This window comes from Streptomyces sp. CNT372, assembly GCF_000377145.1.
Genome location: NZ_KB897782.1, coordinates 2,152 through 20,583 on the forward strand (window position 1 = coordinate 2,152; position 18,432 = coordinate 20,583).

The following is an 18,432-nucleotide window of genomic DNA, read 5'->3' on the forward strand; positions in this document are numbered from 1 at the left end:
CCCGCCTGCCCGAGTACATGATCCCCGCCACCTTCGTCGCCCTGGACACCGTCCCCCTCTCCCCCAACGGCAAGCTCGACCGCCGCGCCCTCCCCGCACCGCCCGCTCCGGCGAGCCGTGCGGGCGGCGGCCGGCGCGAGCCGGTGGCGGGGGCGAGCCCGGCCGAGGTGCTGGCCGGGCTGATGGCCGAGGTGCTGGGTCTGCCCGAGGTGGACACCGAGGACAACTTCTTCGAGCTGGGCGGCGACAGCATCGTGTCGATCCGGCTGGTGAGCCAGGCGCGGAAGGCCGGGCTCACCATCACGGCCCGTCAGGTGTTCACCCACCCGACGCCCGCCGGGCTGGCCTCGGTCGCCGCCCCGGAGGCGAAGACGGCAGCGCCCCGCACGGCGGAGGTCCCGACCGGGCCGCTCGTACTGCCGCCCGTCGCGCACTGGTTCGCCGCGCGCGGTGGCCCGTTCCGCCGGTTCTGCCAGGCGCGCCTGGTGCTGCTGCCCGCCGGGGCGCGCCGGGAGGAGCTGGTCGCCGCCCTCCAGGCGGTGCTGGACCGGCACGACGGCCTCCGCCAGGTGCTGACCGTGGCCCGGCCGGGGGTGTGGAGCGCGCAGGTGCGGCCCGCCGGGTCGCTCACCGCCGCGTCGGTGCTGCGCACGGTGGACGCCGCAGGTCTGGCGGACGGAGCGCTGCGCGAGCTGGTGGCCGCCGAGTCGGACCGGGCGGCGGGCGGACTGGACCCGGAGTCCGGGGCGACCGTGCGGGCGGTGCACTTCGACGCGGGTCCCGGCGCGCCGGGCCGGCTGCTGCTGGCGGCCCACCATCTGGTCGTCGACGAGGTGTCCTGGCAGATCCTGCTGCCCGATCTGCGGGCCGCCTGGGAGGCGGCCGCCGCGGGCCGGACGCCGGGGCTGGACCCGGTGCCGACCTCGCTGCGGACGTGGACGGCCGGGCTGCTTGCGGAGGCGCAGAGCGAGCGCCGGCTGGCCGAGCTGGACCGCTGGCTGGATGCGGCCCCCGGGGCGCGGCTGCTGACGGACCGTCCGCTGGACGCGGCGCGGGACACGGCGGCCACCGCCCGCCGGCTGACCGTGCGGCTCTCCGCCGAGCGGACCGGGCCCCTGCTGTCGGCCGTCCCGCAGGCGTTCCACGGCACCGTCAACGACACCCTGCTCACCGCGCTGGCCCTCTCCGTCGGCGACTGGGCCGCGCGGACGGGCCGTCCGGCGGCGGAGCTGACGGTGGACCTGGAGGGCCACGGGCGGGAGCAGGACCTCGTCCCGGGCGCGGACCTGACCCGTACGGTCGGCTGGCTGACCAGCGTGTACCCGCTGAAGCTGGGGGCGCGGTCCTACGACCCGGCGGCGGTGGCGGCCGGTTCCGAGGACGCGGGCGCCGCGCTGAAGGAGGTCAAGGAACTGCTGCGGGGCGTCCCGGACGGCGGTGTCGGCGCGGGGCTGCTGCGGTACGCGAACGCGGCCACGGCCGGTCTGTTCGACCGGTCGGCACGGCCGGAGATCCTGTGGAACTACCTGGGCCGGCAGACGGCGCCGGCCGCGTCCGCGTGGGGTCCGGCGGCGGAGTCCGAGGCGCTGGCGGTGCGGCCCGACCCGGGGATGCCGCTGTCGCACGCCCTGGAGATCAACGCGGAGGTCGGGAACGGCCCGGAGGGGCCCGAGTTGACCGCGGCCTTCATCTGGGCGGGCGAGGCCCTGTCCCAGGACACGGTGAGCGCCATCGCGGACGGCTGGCTGGCCGCCCTGGGCGCGCTGACCGCGTGGGCGGACTGCGGGACGACCGCCGGGCACACGCCCTCCGACCTCGACCTGCTCGACCTCGACCAGGACCAGATCACCATGCTCGAAGAAATGTGGAGGGCCCAGCAGTGACGCAGGCTCGTATCGAGGACATGCTCCCGCTGTCCCCCTTGCAGCAGGGCATGCTGTTCCATTCGGTCTACGACCGCGAGGCAGCCGACGTCTACACCGTGCAGGTGACGGTGGCACTGGCCGGCGCGGTGGACGCGGACCGCCTGGAGCTGGCGGCGGGCGCGCTGCTGCGCCGCCACCCGAACCTGCGGGCCGGGTTCTGGCACGAGGGAGTCCCGCAGCCGGTGCAGTTCGTGCCGGCGGAGGTGCGGATCGCCGTCGAGCGGGTGGACCTGTCCGCTGCCCCGGCGGGTGAGGTGGCGCTGCGCGAGCTGCGGCGGGCGGAGCTGGCGCGCCGGTTCGAGCTGCACAGGCCGCCGCTGCTGCGGCTGGTGCTGGCCCGCGTGGGCGAGGACGACCACCGGCTGGTGATCACCGTGCACCACATCCTGGTGGACGGCTGGTCGATGCCGCTGCTGGTCGGTGATCTGCTCGCGCTGTACGGGAGCGACGGGGACGCGTCCGGGCTGCCGGCCGTCCGCCCGTACCGCGACTATCTGAAGTGGCTGAAGCAGCAGGACACCCCGGCGGCGGAGGCCGCCTGGCGGACCGCGCTCGCCGGGCTGGACGAGGCGTCGTTCGTCGCCGCCCCGGACCCCTCGCGGCCCTCGGTGCGGCCCGGGGTGCACGCCCTGGACCTGTCGGAGGCGGCGACCGCGCGGCTGACGGCGGCGGCGCGCAGGCTGGGGACCACGCCGAGCACCCTGATCCAGTGCGCCTGGGGCCTGACCGTCGGCGCGCTGACGGGTCGCCAGGACGTGGTGTTCGGGCTGACGGTGTCCGGCCGGCCGGACGAGATACCGGGCGTGGAGTCGATGCTCGGCCTGTTCATCACCACGGTCCCCGTCCGGCTCACCGTCCGCCCGGCGGAGACCGTGGAGGGGCTGCTGCGGCGGTTCCGGGACGAGCAGAACGCGCTGCTGGCCCACCACCACCTGGGGCTGCGGCTGATCCAGAAGCAGGCGGGCGGCGGGGAGCTGTTCGACACGCTGGTGGTCGTCGAGAACTACCCGGTGGACGAGGACGCCCGCCCGGCGCTCGGCGACGGCCCCCGGGTCGCGGGCATCGAGGCGGAGGACGCCACGCACTACCCGCTGACCCTGGCGGTGGCGCTGGACGAACGCGCCCGGCTCCAGGTCGAGTACCGGCCGGACGTGTTCGACGCGCGGCGGGCGGCCCTGGTCGCGGACCGGCTGGCGCATGTGCTGGACCGGATCGCCGAGGCGCCGGGCACGGCGGTAGGCGCGCTGGACGTGCTGCCGGCGGCCGAGCTGGCGCGGGTGCGGGAGAGCTGGGCGGGCGCGGTGCGGGACGTGCCGGCGGGGACGGTCGCGGACCGCTTCGCCGAGCAGGCGGCCCGCACCCCGGAGGCGACCGCGGTCGTGGCCGGGGAGGTGTCGCTGAGCTTCGCCGAGCTGGACGAGCGGGCGGCGCGGCTGGCGGGTCTGCTGGCGGCGCGCGGGGTCGGGCCGGAGTCGGTGGTGGCGCTGGCGGTGCCGCGTTCCGCGGATTCGGTGGTCGCGATCCTGGCGGTCCTCAAGACGGGTGGCGCGTATCTGCCGCTGGACCTGGACTATCCGGCGGACCGGCTAAGGCTGATGATCGAGGACGCCGCGCCGGTGTGCGTGGTGACCACGGAGCAGGCCGCCGCGCTGCTGCCCGACGCCGGGACGGGCGCGCCGCGCCTGGTGCTGGACGCCGCGTGGACGGCCGCCGAACTCGCCGCCGCCCCGGCCGCGTTCACCTCTCCGGCGACCGTGGACGGGCACCCGTCGTACGTCATCTACACCTCCGGTTCCACCGGCCGCCCGAAGGGTGTGGTGCTCACCCACGGCGGTCTGTCCAACCTGTATGCCAACCACATCGCCGAGGTGTTCGGGCCGGTCGTGGACGCGTCCGGCGGGCGGACCCTGCGCGCCCTGCACACCGCCTCATTCAGCTTCGACACCTCCTGGGAGCAGCTGTTCTGGCTGATCGCGGGCCATGAGCTGCACGTCCTGGACGAAGTGGGCCGCCGGGACGCCGAGTTCGTCGTCGGCTATGTGCGCCGGCACCGGATCGACGCGATGGACGTCACCCCCACCTATGCGAGCCGGCTCCTGGAGTGGGGCCTGCTGGACGCGGCGGAGCACCGTCCGGCGCTGCTGCTGCTGGGCGGCGAGGCGGTGCCGGAGGCCCTGTGGTCCGAGGTGCGGGCCGCGAGCGGGGTCAGGTCGGTGAACCTGTACGGGCCGACCGAGTACACGGTGGACGCGCTGGGTGCGGACCTCGCGGACAGCGCCACGCCGGTGGTGGGCCGCCCGATCGGGAACACCCGCGCCTATGTCCTGGACGCGGCGCTGCGCCCGGTGCCGGCCGGCACCCCCGGTGAGCTGTATCTCGCGGGCCACGGCACCGCGCGCGGCTATCTGGGCCGCCCGGCGCTGACGGCGGAGCGTTTCGTCGCCGACCCGTACGGGCCCGCGGGCTCCCGGATGTACCGGACCGGCGACCTGGCGCGGCTGCGCGCGGACGGGGAGCTGGAGTACCTGGGCCGCGCCGACGACCAGGTGAAGATCCGGGGCTTCCGGATCGAGCCGGGCGAGGTGGAGTCCGCTCTGGCGTCCGTCGCCGGAGTCGTCTCGGCGGCCGTGGTGGTGCGCGAGGACGTGCCCGGGGTGAAGCGGCTGGTCGGCTATGTGACGGGCACGGCCGATCCGGTGGCGGTCCGCGAGGAGCTGGCCCGGTCGCTGCCGGACTACCTGGTCCCGGCCGCCGTGGTGGTGCTGGACGCGCTGCCCTTCAACGTCAACGGCAAGCTGGACCGGGCCGCCCTGCCCGCGCCGGTGCTCGGCGCGGCGGAGTCCTCGCGGGCGCCGAGCGGCGCCCGCGAGGAGGCGCTGGCCCGGGTGTTCACCGAGGTGCTGGGCCTGTCCTCGGCGGGCGCGGACGACGACTTCTTCGCCCTCGGCGGCGACAGCATCGTCTCCATCCAGCTGGTGACCCGGGCCCGCAAGGAGGGCCTGGTCCTCACCCCGCGCGATGTGTTCGAGCAGCGCACGGTCGCCGGTCTGGCGGCGGTGGCCCGCACCCCCGAGGACGAGGCGCGGGGCTCCGTCCCGGCGTCGGACGCGCCGCTGGTCGAGCTGGACGAGGCCGGACGGGCCGTGCTGGAGCGGGTGTTCCCGGGTGCCGAGGAGGTCCTGCCGCTGGCGCCGCTCCAGGAAGGCCTGTACTTCCACGCGGTGTACGACGACCGCGCGCTCGACGTGTATCTGATGCAGAACTTCGTGGAGCTGCGGCACGCCGTGGACACGGCCGCGCTCCGGGCCGCGTTCGACGGGATGCTGCGCCGGCATCCGAACCTGCGCTCGGCGTTCTGGCACGAGGGCCTGGCCGGTCCGGTGCAGGTGGTGCCCAAGGCGTGGGAGCTGCCGTTCGAGGTGCGCGATCTGACGGGGCTGGACCGGGCGGCTCAGGACGAGGCGCAGCGCGAGTTCTCCCTGCGGGACGCGGAGACCCGGTTCGACCTGTCCGCGCCGCCGCTGATGCGGGTGACCCTGCTGAAGTTCGCCGAGGACCGGTGGATGCTGTGCGTGACGCAGCACCACATCCTGACCGACGGCTGGTCGGAGTCGCTGTTCTTCGAGGAGCTGTTCGCGCTGTACGGGCGCGGCGGCCGGACCGAGGGCCTGCCGCCGGTCACGCCGTACCGCGAGTACCTGCGCTGGCTCGCGGGCACGGACGCGGACGCGGCCCTGGACGCCTGGCGCAGGCATCTGTCGGGTCTGGACCAGGCGACCCTGGTCGCCCCGGCCGACCCGGCGCGGCAGCCGGTGACCGCCGAGGTGGTGGACATCGCGCTGGGCGCGGAGACCAGCGACCGGCTGCGGGCCTTCGCCCGGGGCTGCGGCGTCACCCTGAACACGGTCCTGTCGGCCGCGTGGGCGCTGTCCCTGTCCGGGATGACCGGGCGGGACGACGTGGTGTTCGGCGCGACGGTCTCGGGCCGCCCGGCGGACATCGCGGGCGTGGACCAGATGATCGGCATGTTCATGAACACGCTGCCGTTCCGGGTCACGCTGCGCCCCGGGGAGCCGCTGCGGGACCTGCTGGTGCGGATGCAGCGCGAGCACGCGGAGCTGCTGCCCCACCACTACCTGGGTCTGGGCCGGATCCAGCAGACCACGGGCATCGGCCGGCTCTTCGACACCCTGTACGTGTTCCGTAACACGCCGCTGGACGACGCGGCCCGTGAGGAGGCCGTCGAGCGGCACCAGATCGGCTGGACGCACAGCGTCGACGGCACCCACTACCCGCTGACCCTGGCGGTCACCCCGGAACGCTCCCTGGAGCTGAGCCTCGCCTACCGGCCGGACCTGTACGAGCGGGAGACGGCGGAGCTGCTGGCGGGCCGGCTGCGGCTGCTGGTGGAGCAGTTCGCCGACGGGGGCGCCACCCCGGTCGGCCGGCTGCACACCCTGCACCCCGCCGACCGCGCCGAACTCCTCGCCGTGGGCGACGACATGGGCCACGGCATCCCGGACACCCCGCTGGTGGACCTGTTCGCCCGGCAGGCGGCTGCCACCCCGGAAGCCACCGCGCTGGTCTTCGAGGACGAGCGGCTGACCTACGCCGAGCTGGACGAGCGGGCCAACCGGCTCGCCCGGGCCCTCATCGCGCGCGGCGCGGGCCCGGAGCGCACGGTCGCCCTCGGGCTGCCCCGGTCGGCGGACTTCGTGGTCTCGCTCTTCGCGGTGCTGAAGACCGGCGCCGCCTATCTGCCGCTGGACCTGGACCACCCGGTGGACCGGCTGGCCGCGATGGTCGAGGACGCGGGCCCGCTCTGCCTGGTCACCTCCTCGGCGGTGGCCGGGCGGGTACCGGAGGTCGCGGGCGTGCCGCCGCTGGTGCTGGACGCGGCGGCGACCGCCGCCGAACTGGCCGCGCTGCCCGGCGGAGCCGTCGGGGAGGCGGAGCTGACGGCTCCGCGCGACGGGCGGCACCCGGCGTACCTGATCTACACCTCCGGTTCCACCGGACGCCCCAAGGGTGTGGTGGTGCCCGGGTCCGGTCTGGTGAACATGCTGCTCAACCACCGGGAGCGGATCTTCGAACCGGCGGTGAAGCTGGGCGGCGGGCGCCGGATGAAGGTGGCGCACACGGTGTCCTTCGCCTTCGACATGTCCTGGGAGGAGTTCTTCTGGCTGGTCGACGGGCACGAGGTGCACGTCATCGGCGAGGAACTGCGCCTGGACCCGGCGGCGCTGACCGCGCACTACGACCGGGTGGGCATCGACGTCGTCAACGTCACGCCCTCCTACGGGCAGCAGCTGGTGGACGCGGGCCTGCTGGACGCGGACCGGCACCGGCCGGCGCTGGTGCTGCTCGGCGGCGAGGCGGTGCCCGACTCCCTGTGGTCCCTGCTGGAGGAGACCGAGGGGACCATGGGCTACAACCTGTACGGGCCCACCGAGTACACGATCAACGCGCTGGGCGCGGACGTGGCCGACAGCGCCTCCTCCTGCGTCGGCCGCCCGATCCACAACACCCGCGCCTATGTCCTGGACAGCGCGCTGCGGCCGGTGCCGCAGGGGGTGCCGGGCGAGCTGTACCTCGCGGGGGCGGGCCTGGCCCGCGGCTACTTCGCGCAGCCGGCGCTGACGGCGGAGCGTTTCGTCGCCGACCCGTTCGGGGAGCCGGGCACGCTGATGTACCGGACCGGCGACCTGGTGCGATGGCGCACGGACGACCAGATCGACTATCTGGGCCGGGCCGACCACCAGGTGAAGATCCGCGGTTTCCGCATCGAGCTGGGCGAGATCGAGTCGGCGCTCGCCGCCGCACCCGGGGTGGCCGCGGCCGCGGTCGTCGTGCACACCGGCCCGAACGGCGTGAAGCGGCTGGTCGCGTACACCGTGCCGGCCTCGGACGCGGTCCGGGTCGACGGCGACGCCCGGGCGGCGGCGCTGCGGGCGCGGCTGTCCGGGACCCTGCCCGAGTTCATGGTCCCCTCGGCCTTCGTCGAACTGCCCGCGCTGCCGCTGACGGTGAACGGCAAGGTCGACCGGACCGCGCTGCCCGCGCCGGTGTTCGCGGACGCGGGCGGCGGGCGGGCCCCGAAGGACGCCCACGAGGAGCTGCTGTGCGGTGTCTTCGCGGAGGTGCTGGGCCTGGAACGGGTCGGGGTGGAGGACAACTTCTTCGAGCTGGGCGGGCATTCGCTGCTCGCGATGCGGCTCGTGGGCCGTATCCGCGACGAGCTGGGCGTGCCCGTCCAGGTGGGCACGGTCATGTCGGCGCCCACGGTGGCGGACGTGGCGGCCCGCATCGGGACGGACTCCCGCCGGGACGCGCTGCGGGTGCTGCTGCCGCTGCGGGAACGGGGCGGCCGGGAGCCGCTGTTCTGCTTCCATCCGGCCTCCGGCTTCAGCTGGCAGTACACCGGCCTGCTGCGTCATCTCGACCCGGACCGGCCGGTGTACGGCGTCCAGTCGCCGGGCCTCGCGGGCGAACTGCCCGACGCGGCCGACGTGGCGGAGCTGTGCGAGCGCTACCTCGCGGAGATCCGCGCGGTCCAGCCCGAGGGGCCGTACCACTTCGCCGGGTACTCCTTCGGCGGGACCGTGGCGCACACCCTGGCCGCCCTCCTCCAGGAGCGGGGCGAGGAGGTCGCCTTCCTGGCCCTGCTGGACGCCTACCCGCCGGAGCGGGACGACTGGTCGTACATCGACGCGCCGGACTGGCGGGAGCGGCTGGAACGCGAGGAGAGCGGCTTCCTGCTCTCCGTGGCCGGACTGGGCGGCATGCCCGGTGCGGACGGAACGGACGGCGGGCAGGCGGGCGCCGAGGTCTCCCGGGAGGAGGCCGTCGCGGCGATCCGGGACAGCCACGGCCTGCTGGCCGGGTTCGACGACGGGCTGCTGCACTCCGTCGTCGACACCAACGTTCACTGCGTCCGGCTGCTGTCCCGCAGCACCACCCGCCACTACCGGGGCGACGTGCTGTTCTTCACCGCCGCGAAGAGCACCCCGGCCGAGGACGCGCCGCTCGCGGTGTGGCCCGCGTATGTGGACGGCGCCGTCACCGAGCACGTCCTGGACTGTTCGCACGACGAACTGATGGCGCCCGAGCACCTGGACCGGATCGGCCCGGTCCTGGACGCGGCGCTGCGCGGGGCGTCCTGAGGCGCCCGACCCGGGCGGGCCGGGGCCGCAAGCCCCGGCCGACCGGCCGACCGGCGGCCGCACCGGCGCCGACACCGGCCACCGCACAACACCGCACCGCACCGCACTCACGCGGCACCAGCACCAGCACCCCGCGCCAACACCCGCACCCGCACCCCCACCCGTACGGACAACACCCCGAGGAGTCATCGTGTCGACGGTCCACCAGGTCGCCGAGCACAGACAGGACACCGCCCCCGCCCACCCCGCGGTCGGCGCGGCCACGAGCATGCTGGACGCCTACCGCGCCGGCGACCGCTTCCTCGCCACGCCCAGCCGCACCCTCCTGGCCCACGGTGTGCACCGCGAGGTGCCGCACGGGTCCGGCCCGCTCGCCGAGAGGGTCGCCGGGACACTGCGCGCCGCGGCGGCCGAACGCCACCCCTCGCCCGTGGCCGTCGGCGCCGTTCCCTTCGACCAGTCGGTGCCGGCCGCCCTCGTCGTCCCCGAGGTCCTGCGCGCGGGACCGGCCCTCGCCTCCGACCCGCTGGTCGGCCTGCCGCCGGCCCCGACCCCCGGCACCGCCTGGTCCGTCCGGCCGGAGCCCGACCCGGAGGTGTACGGCAAGGGCGTGGCCGCCGCCGTCGCCCGGATGTGGAAGGGCGAGTTCAGCAAGGTGGTGCTCGCCCGGACCCTGGAACTGACCGGCCCCGACGCCCTCGACATCCCCGCCATGGTCCAGCGCCTCGCCCGCCGGGACCCCTCGGGCCACACCTTCGCCCTGCCCACCGGCCCCGGCCGCACCCTCCTCGGCGCAAGCCCCGAACTGCTGGTCTCCCGCCGCGGAAACCGGCTGGTCTCCAACCCGCTCGCCGGGTCCACCCCGCGCAGCCCGGACCTCGCCGAGGACGTGCGGCGCGCGGCGGCCCTGCTGGAGTCGGCGAAGGACCTGCACGAGCACGCGGTCGTGGTCGACGCGGTGCACCAGCACATGGCCCGGTTCTGCTCGCGGACGGTGGTCCCGCCGCGGCCCACCCTCATCCGCACGGCGACCATGTGGCACCTGTCCACCACGGTTACCGGCGAACTCGCCGACCCGGCCGTCTCCGCACTGGAGGTCGCCTCCGCGCTCCACCCGACCCCGGCCGTCTGCGGCACGCCGACCGCGCTCGCCCGTACCGTCATCCGCGAGACCGAGTCCTTCGACCGGGGCTTCTTCACGGGCATGGTCGGCTGGGGGAACGCGGACGGCGACGGCGAATGGGTCGTCACCATCCGCTGCGCCGAGGCCGAGGGGCGCACGCTGCGCCTGTACGCGGGGGCGGGGGTCGTCGCCGGTTCGGAGCCGGAGGCCGAGACCGCCGAGACCGCGGCCAAGTTCCGCACCTTCCTCGACGCCGTCGGCGCCGAACTCTGACCCGTCCCGCCCCGCTCCGTCCTCTCTGCCCCTCTGTTCCCACCTCTGTTCCACCCAGCACCCCGGAGACCCTCATGGCCCTGCCCGCCGTGGCGCCCTACCCCATGCCCCGCGCCGCCGACCTGCCCGCCAACCGGGTGGACTGGCGCGTCGACCCGGACCGCGCCGTGCTGCTCGTGCACGACCTCCAGAACTACTTCCTGTCCGCCTTCGACGCCGAGGCCGAGCCGGTCACCGCGCTCCTCGGCAATGTCGCCCGGCTCCGCAAGGAGGCCGCGCGCCTGGGCGTCCCCGTCATCTACACGGCGCAGCCCGGCGGGCAGACGCCCGAGGAACGCGGTCTCCAGCAGGACTTCTGGGGGCCGGGCGTCCCGGCCGAGGAGCACGCGACCGCGATCGCCGCGGCCGTCGCCCCGGAGGCCGGGGACACCGTGCTGACGAAGTGGAAGTACAGCGCCTTCGTCCGCACGGACCTGCTGGAGCGGCTGCGCGAGCAGGGCCGGGACCAGATCGTGGTCACCGGTGTGTACGCGCACATCGGAGTGCTGATGACCGCGTGCGACGCGTGGATGCAGGACATCCAGGCCTTCGTGGTCGCCGACGCGGTGGCCGACTTCTCCGAGCGCGAGCACCGTTTCGCGCTGGAGTGGGCCGCCGGGCGCTGCGCCCATGTCACCACCGCCGACCGCGTGTTCTGATGCCCGACGTGCACCACGACGAGGCCCCGCTCCGGCCGGTCCCGGCCCCCGCGGCCCGGGCGGGTCCGATGCTGGACCACTGTGTCCTGCCCGGGCACCCCGGTGTGTTCGCGGCCCGGGTGGCGCCGAACACGGCGGCGGCCCGGGCCGGGCTGGGGCTGCTCGACGCGCGGGAGCGGGAGCGGGCCGCGGGGTTCCGCTTCCAGCGGGACGCCGACCGCTATCTCGTGGCGCACGTCCTGCTGCGGCAGACCCTCGCGGGGCTGGTCGGCGAGCGGCCCGAGCGGCTGGTGTTCGCCCGGCTGCCCTGCGCGGGCTGCGGCGGACCGCACGGCAAGCCCCGGCTCGCCCACCACGCCCTGCACTTCTCGCTCGCGCACGCCGGTGACCACGTCCTGGTGGCGACGGCCCCGGTGCCCGTCGGGGTGGACGTGGAGGCCGTGCCGGCCACCCGGATCGTCGAGGACGTGGTCCCCGCGCTGCACCGGGTGGAACGCGCGGAACTGGCCGCGCTGGCACCGCCGGAGCGGACGGCCGCGTTCACCCAGTGCTGGGTGCGCAAGGAGGCCGTGCTGAAGGCGACCGGGGTGGCCCTCACCCATGGCCCGGCCGACCCCCTGGCCGGGACCGGGCCGGTGCCCGCCGAGGTGCACGGTGTGCGGATCACCGACCTGCCGGCGGCCGCCGGGCACGCGGCGGCCCTGGCCGTGGTCCCGGACGGCCGTCAGGGTCCCGGGTCCTCCCCGTCGTCCCCCTCGACGATGCGCAGCAGATAGGTGTCCATGATCCAGCCATGGCGCTCCCGGGCCTCGGCGCGGAGTTCGCTGATGCGGTCGGCGACCTGCGGCAGGGGTCCGGAGAGGAGGAGTTCGTCCGGGGTGCCGATGTAGGCGCCCCAGTAGATCCACACGTCGTCGCCGGTGACCCGCCGGTACGCCTCCTGGGCGTCGAGCATCACCACCACGTCGCCGTCGCCCGCGAGGCAGGCGTCCGCGAGCCGCCGGCCCGGGGTGATGTGAACGGGCCGGCCGACCTGGTTCAGGGTGATCCGGTGGCGGGCCGCGAGGGCGGAGACGCTGCTGATGCCGGGCACGACTTCCACGTCGAAGGCGACGGTGCCGCCCGCGGCGATCCCGTTCAGAATGCCGAGGGTGCTGTCGTAGAGGGCGGGGTCGCCCCAGACGAGGAACGCGCCGGTCTGCCCGGGGGCCAGTTCGTCGCGGACCAGGCGTTCGTAGACCTCGGCGCGGCGGCGGCGCCAGTCGTGGACCGCGGTGGTGTAGCCGGCGCCGTCCTCCCGGGTCCGGTCCCGCCAGGGGTCGTCGACCTCGACGACGCGGTGGGGCCCGGTGGCGTGCTCCGCCAGGACGCGGCGCCGCAGATCGGTCAGGGCGGCCTTCCCGGGGCCCTTGCCGATGAGGAAGAAGACGTCCGTACGGCGGACGGCCTTGACCGCGGCGAGCGTCAGATGGTCGATGTCGCCGGCTCCGATGCCGATGGCGAGGAGGTGGCGCCGGTCCGTTGGCTGGTCCGTGGGCTGGTCCGTGCTCATGGTGGGCCTCGGGGGAACGGGGTCTCGGTGGAAGAAGACGGAGCGGCTCCGGGTGCGGTGGGGGCCCGGAGCCGGACCCCCGTCGCGCCCGGAGCCGGGCGGCGGCGCGGCCGTCAGCCGTGGGTGAACCGCGGCGGCCGCTTGTCGGTGAACGCCGCCATGCCCTCCTTCTGGTCGGCGGTGGCGAACACCGCGTGGAACAGGCGCCGTTCGAAGCGAACGCCCTCCGCGAGGGTGGTCTCGAAGGCCCGGTTGACGGACTCCTTGGCCATCATCGCGACCGGCGCGGACATCCCGGCGACCGTCTCCGCGACGGCGAGCGCCTCGCCGACCAGGTCGTCCGCCGGGACGATCCGGGAGACCAGGCCGGCGCGTTCCGCCTCGGCCGCGTCCATGGTGCGCCCGGTGAGGCAGAGTTCCATCGCCTTGGCCTTCCCCACCGCGCGGGTCAGCCGCTGGGAGCCGCCGATGCCGGGGATGACGCCGAGGCGGATCTCCGGCTGCCCGAAGACCGCGGTGTCGGCGGCGAGCAGGATGTCGCACATCATGGCCAGCTCGCAGCCGCCGCCGAGGGCGTACCCGGCGACCGCCGCGACGGTCGGCGTGCGCACCTGGGCGAAGCGGTCCCAGGCGGCGAACCAGTCGTCGACGTACATGTCCGGGTAGCCGCGCGGCTGCATCTCCTTGATGTCGGCCCCGGCGGCGAACGCCTTCGCGGAGCCGGTCAGGACGATGCAGCCGATCTCCGGGTCCCGGTCGAGGCGCGCGGTCGCGGTGACGACCTCGTCCATCAGGCGCAGGGAGAGGGCGTTGAGCGCCCTGGGCCGGTCGAGGGTGACCAGGGCGGTGCGGCCCCTGCGCTCGACGCGGATGGTCTCGAACGCGTCCGGGCCGGTGCCGCCGTCGGCGGCCGTGCCCGTGTCCGTGCCGGTCATGCGGTCCTCTCCTCGGTGGTGCCGGTGTGGTGCGCGCGCAGGGCGCCGTCCCGGATGGCGCGGACGATTCCTGAGAAGTCCTGGTCCGCTCCCGGTCCTTCGGCGAAGGCCGCGTACGCCTCGGCCGCGCGCAGCCCGAGGGCCGCGTCCACGCCTCCCGCGCGGATCGCGTTCGCCGCGAGGCCGAGGTCCTTGGCCATCAGCGGTGCGGCGAACCCGGGCCGGTAGTCCCGGTTGGCGGGGCTGCCCGGGACGGGCCCGGGGACCGGGCAGTTGACGGTGAGCGCCCAGCACTGACCGGACGCTGCGGAGGCCACGTCGAACAGCGCCTCGTGGGAGAGCCCGAGGCTCTCGCCGAGGACGAACGCCTCGCTCACGGCGATCATCGAGATGCCCAGGATCATGTTGTTGCAGATCTTCGCCGCCTGCCCGGCGCCCGCCGCGCCGCAGTGCACGGCCTTGCGGCCCATGGCAGCGAGCACCGGTTCCGCCTCGGCGAAGTCGGCCTCCCCGCCGCCCGCCATGAAGGTGAGGGTGGCCGCCTCGGCGCCCACCACTCCCCCGGACACGGGTGCGTCCAGGGCCCGGTGGCCCGCGGCGGCGGCCGCCTCGTGGAGGGTGCGGGCGTCGGCGACGTCGATGGTCGAGCAGTCGACGAACAGGGTGCCGGGCCGGGCGACGGCGAGCAGCCCCTCCTCCCGGTGGAGGGCGAGGACATGGCGGCCGGCGGGCAGCATGGTGATCACCAGGTCCGCGGCCCCGGCGGCGGCCGGGGCCGAGGCGGCGGGTTCCACGCCGTGCGCGACGGCGGCGGCGAGCGCGTCCGCGTCGAGGTCGTGGCCGAGGACGCGGTGGCCGGCCTTGACGAGATTGGCGGCCATCGGGCCGCCCATCCTGCCGAGGCCGATGAAGGCGATGACGCTCACCAGGGCACCTCCTGGGGCGATCCGGGCCCGGCGAGGCGCAGTTCGCGCTCGCCGAGCGGGGCGAAGAAGCGGTCCACGTCGGCGGCGGTGACCTCGGCGAGGCTCCCGGGCGACCAGCGCGGGTCGCGGTCCTTGTCGATGATCTGGGCGCGGATGCCCTCCACCAGGTCGGGGTGGGCGAGGGCGGCGCAGGAGACGCGGTACTCCTGTTCCAGGACCCGCTCCAGCGGCCCGAGTCCACGGGCCCGGCGCAGGGACGCCAGGGTGACCTTGAGCGCGGTCGGGGACTTGGCCGCCAGGGTCTCGGCCGCCTCCTTGGCCGCCGGGTCGCCGTGGGCGCGCAGCCGGTCCGCGATCTCCTCGACGCTGTCGGCGGAGTAGCAGGCGTCGATCCACTCCCGGGCGGCGGCGAGCCGTCCGGGCGGGGCGGGCCGGACGTGCTCGGTGAGGACCTCGTGCACGGGTGCGCGGGCGAGGTCCGCGAGGAGGGCCCGTAGGGCGGCGGAGGGGACGTGGTGGTCGGCGAGCCCGCACAGCAGGGCGTCGGCCGCGCCGACGGGGGTCCCGGTCAGGGCCAGATGGGTGCCGAGTTCACCGGGCGCGAGGCCCAGCAGATAGGTGCCTCCGACATCGGGGACGAAGCCGATCCCGGTCTCGGGCATGGCAACCCGGGAGCGTTCCGTGACGAGGCGTACGCTGCCGTGGGCGGAGACGCCGACGCCGCCGCCCATCACGATGCCGTCCATCACGGCGACGTACGGGGTGCGCAGCCGGGCGATCCGGGCGTTCAGCCGGTACTCGTCCCGCCAGAACGCCGCGGCGGCCCCGGGCCCGGCCTCGTCCGGGACGCCGGCCCCTGCCCCGGTCCCGTCCGGAACGTGCCCCGGACCGGGGTGTGTGCCACCCGCGCCCGCCCGCGCCGAGTCGTGGATCGCGCGGATGTCGCCGCCCGCGCACAGTCCCCGCTCCCCCGCGCCGGTGAGGACGACGACCTCCACCGAGGGGTCGTCCTCCCAGGCGTCCAGGGCCTCGGCGATCGTCCGCACCATCGTGTGGGTGAGGGCGTTGATCGCCCGCGGCCGGTTCAGGGTGAGGTACGCCGCCCGCCCCTCGGTGCGCAGCAGCACCGGCGCCTCTGCGGACGCCGTCACCGGGTCGCCTCCGTCAGCGCGCGGGCGACGATGACCTGCATGATCTCGTTGGTTCCTTCCAGGATCCGGTGGACCCGCAGGTCCCGGACGATCTTCTCGATACCGTAGTCGCCCAGATAGCCGTAGCCGCCGTGGAGTTGGAGGGCCCGGTCGGCGACCGAGTAGCCGGTGTCGGTGGCGAAGCGCTTGGCCATCGCACACAGGTGGGGTGCGCCGGGGTCGCCCCGGTCGAGGGCGTCGGCGGCCTGGCGGACCAGGGCGCGGGCGGCGGCGAGTTCGGTGGCCATGTCGGCCAGCGCGAACTGGAGTCCCTGCGCCCGGATGAGGGGTGCCCCGAAGGCCTCCCGGTCGGCGAGGTGGGTGAGGCTGCGGTCGAGGGCGCTCTGCGCGCCGCCGAGGGAGCAGGCCGCGATGCCGAGGCGGCCGCCGTTGAGGCCGTGCATGGCGATGCGGAAGCCGTCGCCCTCCGCGCCGAGGCGCCGGTCGGCGGGGACGCGGACGCCGTCGAGAACCACCTGCCGGGTGGGCTGGGCGTTCCAGCCCATCTTGACCTCGTTGGCGCCGAAGGAGAGGCCGGGGTCGTCGCGTTCGACGACGAAGGCGCTGATGCCGCCGGGGCCGTCGCCGCCGGTGCGGGCCATGACGACGTAGACCCCGGAGGCGCCCGCTCCGGAGACGAACTGCTTGACGCCGGTGAGGACGTAGTGGTCGCCGTCCCGTTCCGCGTGGGTGCGCAGGGCGGCGGCGTCCGAGCCGGCGCCGGGTTCGGTGAGGCAGTAGCTGCCGAGGGTGGTGGCCGCGCAGAGGCCGGGCAGCCAGCGGGCGCGCTGGGTCTCGTCGCCGTAGGCGTCGATCATCCAGGCGACCATGTTGTGGATGGAGAGGTAGCCGGCGATGGACGGGCAGCCGGTGGCGAGGACCTCGAAGACGAGGACGCCGTCGGCGCGGCCGAGCCCCGAACCGCCGTGCTCCTCGCGGACGTAGACGCCGCCGAGGCCGAGTCCGGCGGCCGCGCGCAGCACGTCGACGGGGAAGTGCTTGTCCCGGTCCCAGGCGACGGCGGAGGGGGCCAGGCGCTCCTGCGCGAAGTCGAGGGTCACCTCGGCGAGGGCGAGCTGGTCCTTGGTGAGGGTGGTGGTGGTCATGGCCTGCTCACCCCATCGTCGGGATGGTGAAGCTCGCGCCTTCCTTGACCCCGGAGGGCCAGCGCGAGGTGACGGTCTTGGTGCGGGTGAAGAAGCGGATCGAGTCGGTGCCGTGCTGGCCCAGGTCGCCGAAGGCGGACCGCTTCCAGCCGCCGAAGGAGTGGTAGGCGACGGGCACCGGGATGGGCACGTTGACGCCGACCATGCCGGTGTTCACCCGGCGGGTGAAGTCGCGGGCGGTGTCGCCGTCGCGGGTGAACAGGGCGACGCCGTTGCCGAAGGGGTGCTCGCTGGGCAGCCGCAGGGCCTCCTCGTAGTCGGCGGCGCGGACCACCGAGAGCACCGGGCCGAAGATCTCCTCGCGGTAGATCCGCATCGAGGGGGTGACCCGGTCGAAGAGGGAGGCGCCGGCGAAGAAGCCGTTCTCGTGGCCGGGGAGGACGAAGTCCCGTCCGTCGACGACGAGTTCGGCGCCCTCGGTGACGCCGATGTCGACGTAGCGGCGGACCCGGTCCAGGGCGTCGCGGCCGACCAGCGGCCCGAAGTCGGCCCCGGGGTCGTCGGAGCGGCCGATGCGCAGGGTGCCGACGCGTTCCCGCAGGGCGGCCACCAGGGCGTCGGCGGTCTCCTCGCCCACCGGGACGGCGACGGAGACGGCCATGCAGCGTTCACCGGCGGAGCCGTAGCCGGCGCCGACGAGGGCGTCCACGGCCTGGTCCAGGTCGGCGTCCGGCATGACGATCATGTGGTTCTTGGCGCCGCCGAAGCACTGGGCGCGCTTGCCGTGCCGGGCGGCGGTCTCGTAGACGTGCTGGGCGACGGGGGTGGAGCCGACGAAGCCGACGGCGTCCACGCGGGGGTCCTCCAGCAGCGTGTCCACGGCCTCCTTCGCGCCGTTGACGACGTTCAGCACACCGGGCGGAAGGCCCGCCTCCACGAAGAGTTCGGCGAGCCGCAGCGGCACGGAGGGGTCGCGTTCGGAGGGCTTGAGGACGAAGGCGTTCCCGCAGGCGAGCGCGGGGGCGGCCTTCCAGAGCGGGATCATCGCCGGGAAGTTGAACGGGGTGATGCCGGCGACCACGCCGAGGGGGCTGCGCAGGGAGTGCACGTCGATGCCGGTGCCGGCGTTGTCGGTGAACTCGCCCTTGAGCAGGTGCGGGATGCCCGCGGCGAACTCGACGACCTCCAGGCCGCGCTGGAGGTCGCCGTGCGCGTCGGGGACGGTCTTGCCGTGCTCGGCGGAGAGCAGGCGGGCGAGTTCGTCCCGTTCGTCCTCGACGAGCTGGAGGAAGCGCATCAGAACGCGGGCGCGGCGCTGCGGGTTCCACGCGGCCCATTCGGGCTGCTCGGCCGCCGCGTCGGCGATCGCGGCGCGGGTCTCCTCGGCCCCGGCGAGCGGGACGTGCGCCTGGACGGCACCGGTGTTGGGGTCGTGGACGTCGGCGAAGAGCCCGGAGGTGCCGGGCGTGCGCTTTCCGCCGACGAAATGTGTCAGTTCACGGACCATGGAAGCCTGCTCTCGTCAGGTGAGATCCGGGGAT

The 18,432-nt window shown here is 75.0% G+C and carries 11 protein-coding genes; 5 read left to right on the forward strand and 6 right to left on the reverse strand.

Going from position 1 to position 18,432, the window contains the following annotated elements:
• The 5 genes from C593_RS29765 to C593_RS29770 form a co-directional block, all read left to right on the forward strand.
• On the forward strand, window positions 1-1,883 hold a 1,883-nt coding region (locus C593_RS29765), incomplete at its 5' end, for a condensation domain-containing protein (protein ID WP_486591136.1).
• Window positions 1,884-1,903: 20 nt separating this feature from the next.
• The gene (locus C593_RS0115150) at window positions 1,904-9,088 is read left to right on the forward strand and encodes a non-ribosomal peptide synthetase (protein WP_020610318.1); all 7,185 of its coding nucleotides are present in this window, start codon (window positions 1,904-1,906) and stop codon (window positions 9,086-9,088) included.
• Between the two features lie 190 nt (window positions 9,089-9,278).
• Window positions 9,279-10,484, forward strand: a complete 1,206-nt coding sequence (locus C593_RS0115155; RefSeq protein WP_018848148.1) for an isochorismate synthase — start codon at window positions 9,279-9,281, stop codon at window positions 10,482-10,484.
• Between the two features lie 74 nt (window positions 10,485-10,558).
• Window positions 10,559-11,182 (forward strand): isochorismatase family protein, encoded by a 624-nt coding sequence (locus C593_RS0115160; RefSeq protein WP_018848149.1) that lies wholly within the window; start codon window positions 10,559-10,561, stop codon window positions 11,180-11,182.
• The gene (locus C593_RS29770; protein WP_018848150.1) at window positions 11,182-11,958 is read left to right on the forward strand and encodes a 4'-phosphopantetheinyl transferase superfamily protein; all 777 of its coding nucleotides are present in this window, start codon (window positions 11,182-11,184) and stop codon (window positions 11,956-11,958) included. The genes C593_RS0115160 and C593_RS29770 overlap by 1 nt, the downstream gene beginning before the upstream one ends.
• Here C593_RS29770 and cobF read toward each other — a convergent pair.
• The 6 genes from cobF to C593_RS0115195 form a co-directional block, all read right to left on the reverse strand.
• Window positions 11,907-12,734 carry a precorrin-6A synthase (deacetylating) gene (cobF, locus tag C593_RS0115170; RefSeq protein WP_018848151.1) on the reverse strand — a complete coding sequence of 276 codons (828 nt, stop codon included), beginning with the start codon at window positions 12,732-12,734 and terminating at the stop codon, window positions 11,907-11,909. The two genes, C593_RS29770 and cobF, sit on opposite strands and share 52 nt — an antisense overlap.
• A 113-nt stretch (window positions 12,735-12,847) precedes the next feature.
• Entirely contained in the window at window positions 12,848-13,669 is an 822-nt protein-coding gene (locus tag C593_RS0115175) for an enoyl-CoA hydratase (protein ID WP_018848152.1), read from the reverse strand.
• The gene (gene mmsB, locus C593_RS0115180; protein WP_026277712.1) at window positions 13,666-14,598 is read right to left on the reverse strand and encodes a 3-hydroxyisobutyrate dehydrogenase; all 933 of its coding nucleotides are present in this window, start codon (window positions 14,596-14,598) and stop codon (window positions 13,666-13,668) included. The genes C593_RS0115175 and mmsB overlap by 4 nt, the downstream gene beginning before the upstream one ends.
• Complete coding sequence (locus tag C593_RS0115185; RefSeq protein WP_018848154.1) at window positions 14,592-15,746, reverse strand: enoyl-CoA hydratase/isomerase family protein; 1,155 nt, start codon at window positions 15,744-15,746, stop codon at window positions 14,592-14,594. The genes mmsB and C593_RS0115185 overlap by 7 nt, the downstream gene beginning before the upstream one ends.
• Window positions 15,743-16,891: an acyl-CoA dehydrogenase family protein gene (locus C593_RS0115190; protein WP_018848155.1), complete on the reverse strand. Its 1,149-nt coding sequence runs from the start codon at window positions 16,889-16,891 to the stop codon at window positions 15,743-15,745. Before C593_RS0115190 ends, C593_RS0115185 begins: the two co-directional genes overlap by 4 nt.
• A gap of 7 nt (window positions 16,892-16,898) precedes the next feature.
• Window positions 16,899-18,398, reverse strand: coding sequence for a CoA-acylating methylmalonate-semialdehyde dehydrogenase (locus C593_RS0115195; protein ID WP_018848156.1), 1,500 nt, complete (start codon window positions 18,396-18,398; stop codon window positions 16,899-16,901).
• Between the last annotated feature and the right edge of the window lie 34 nt (window positions 18,399-18,432).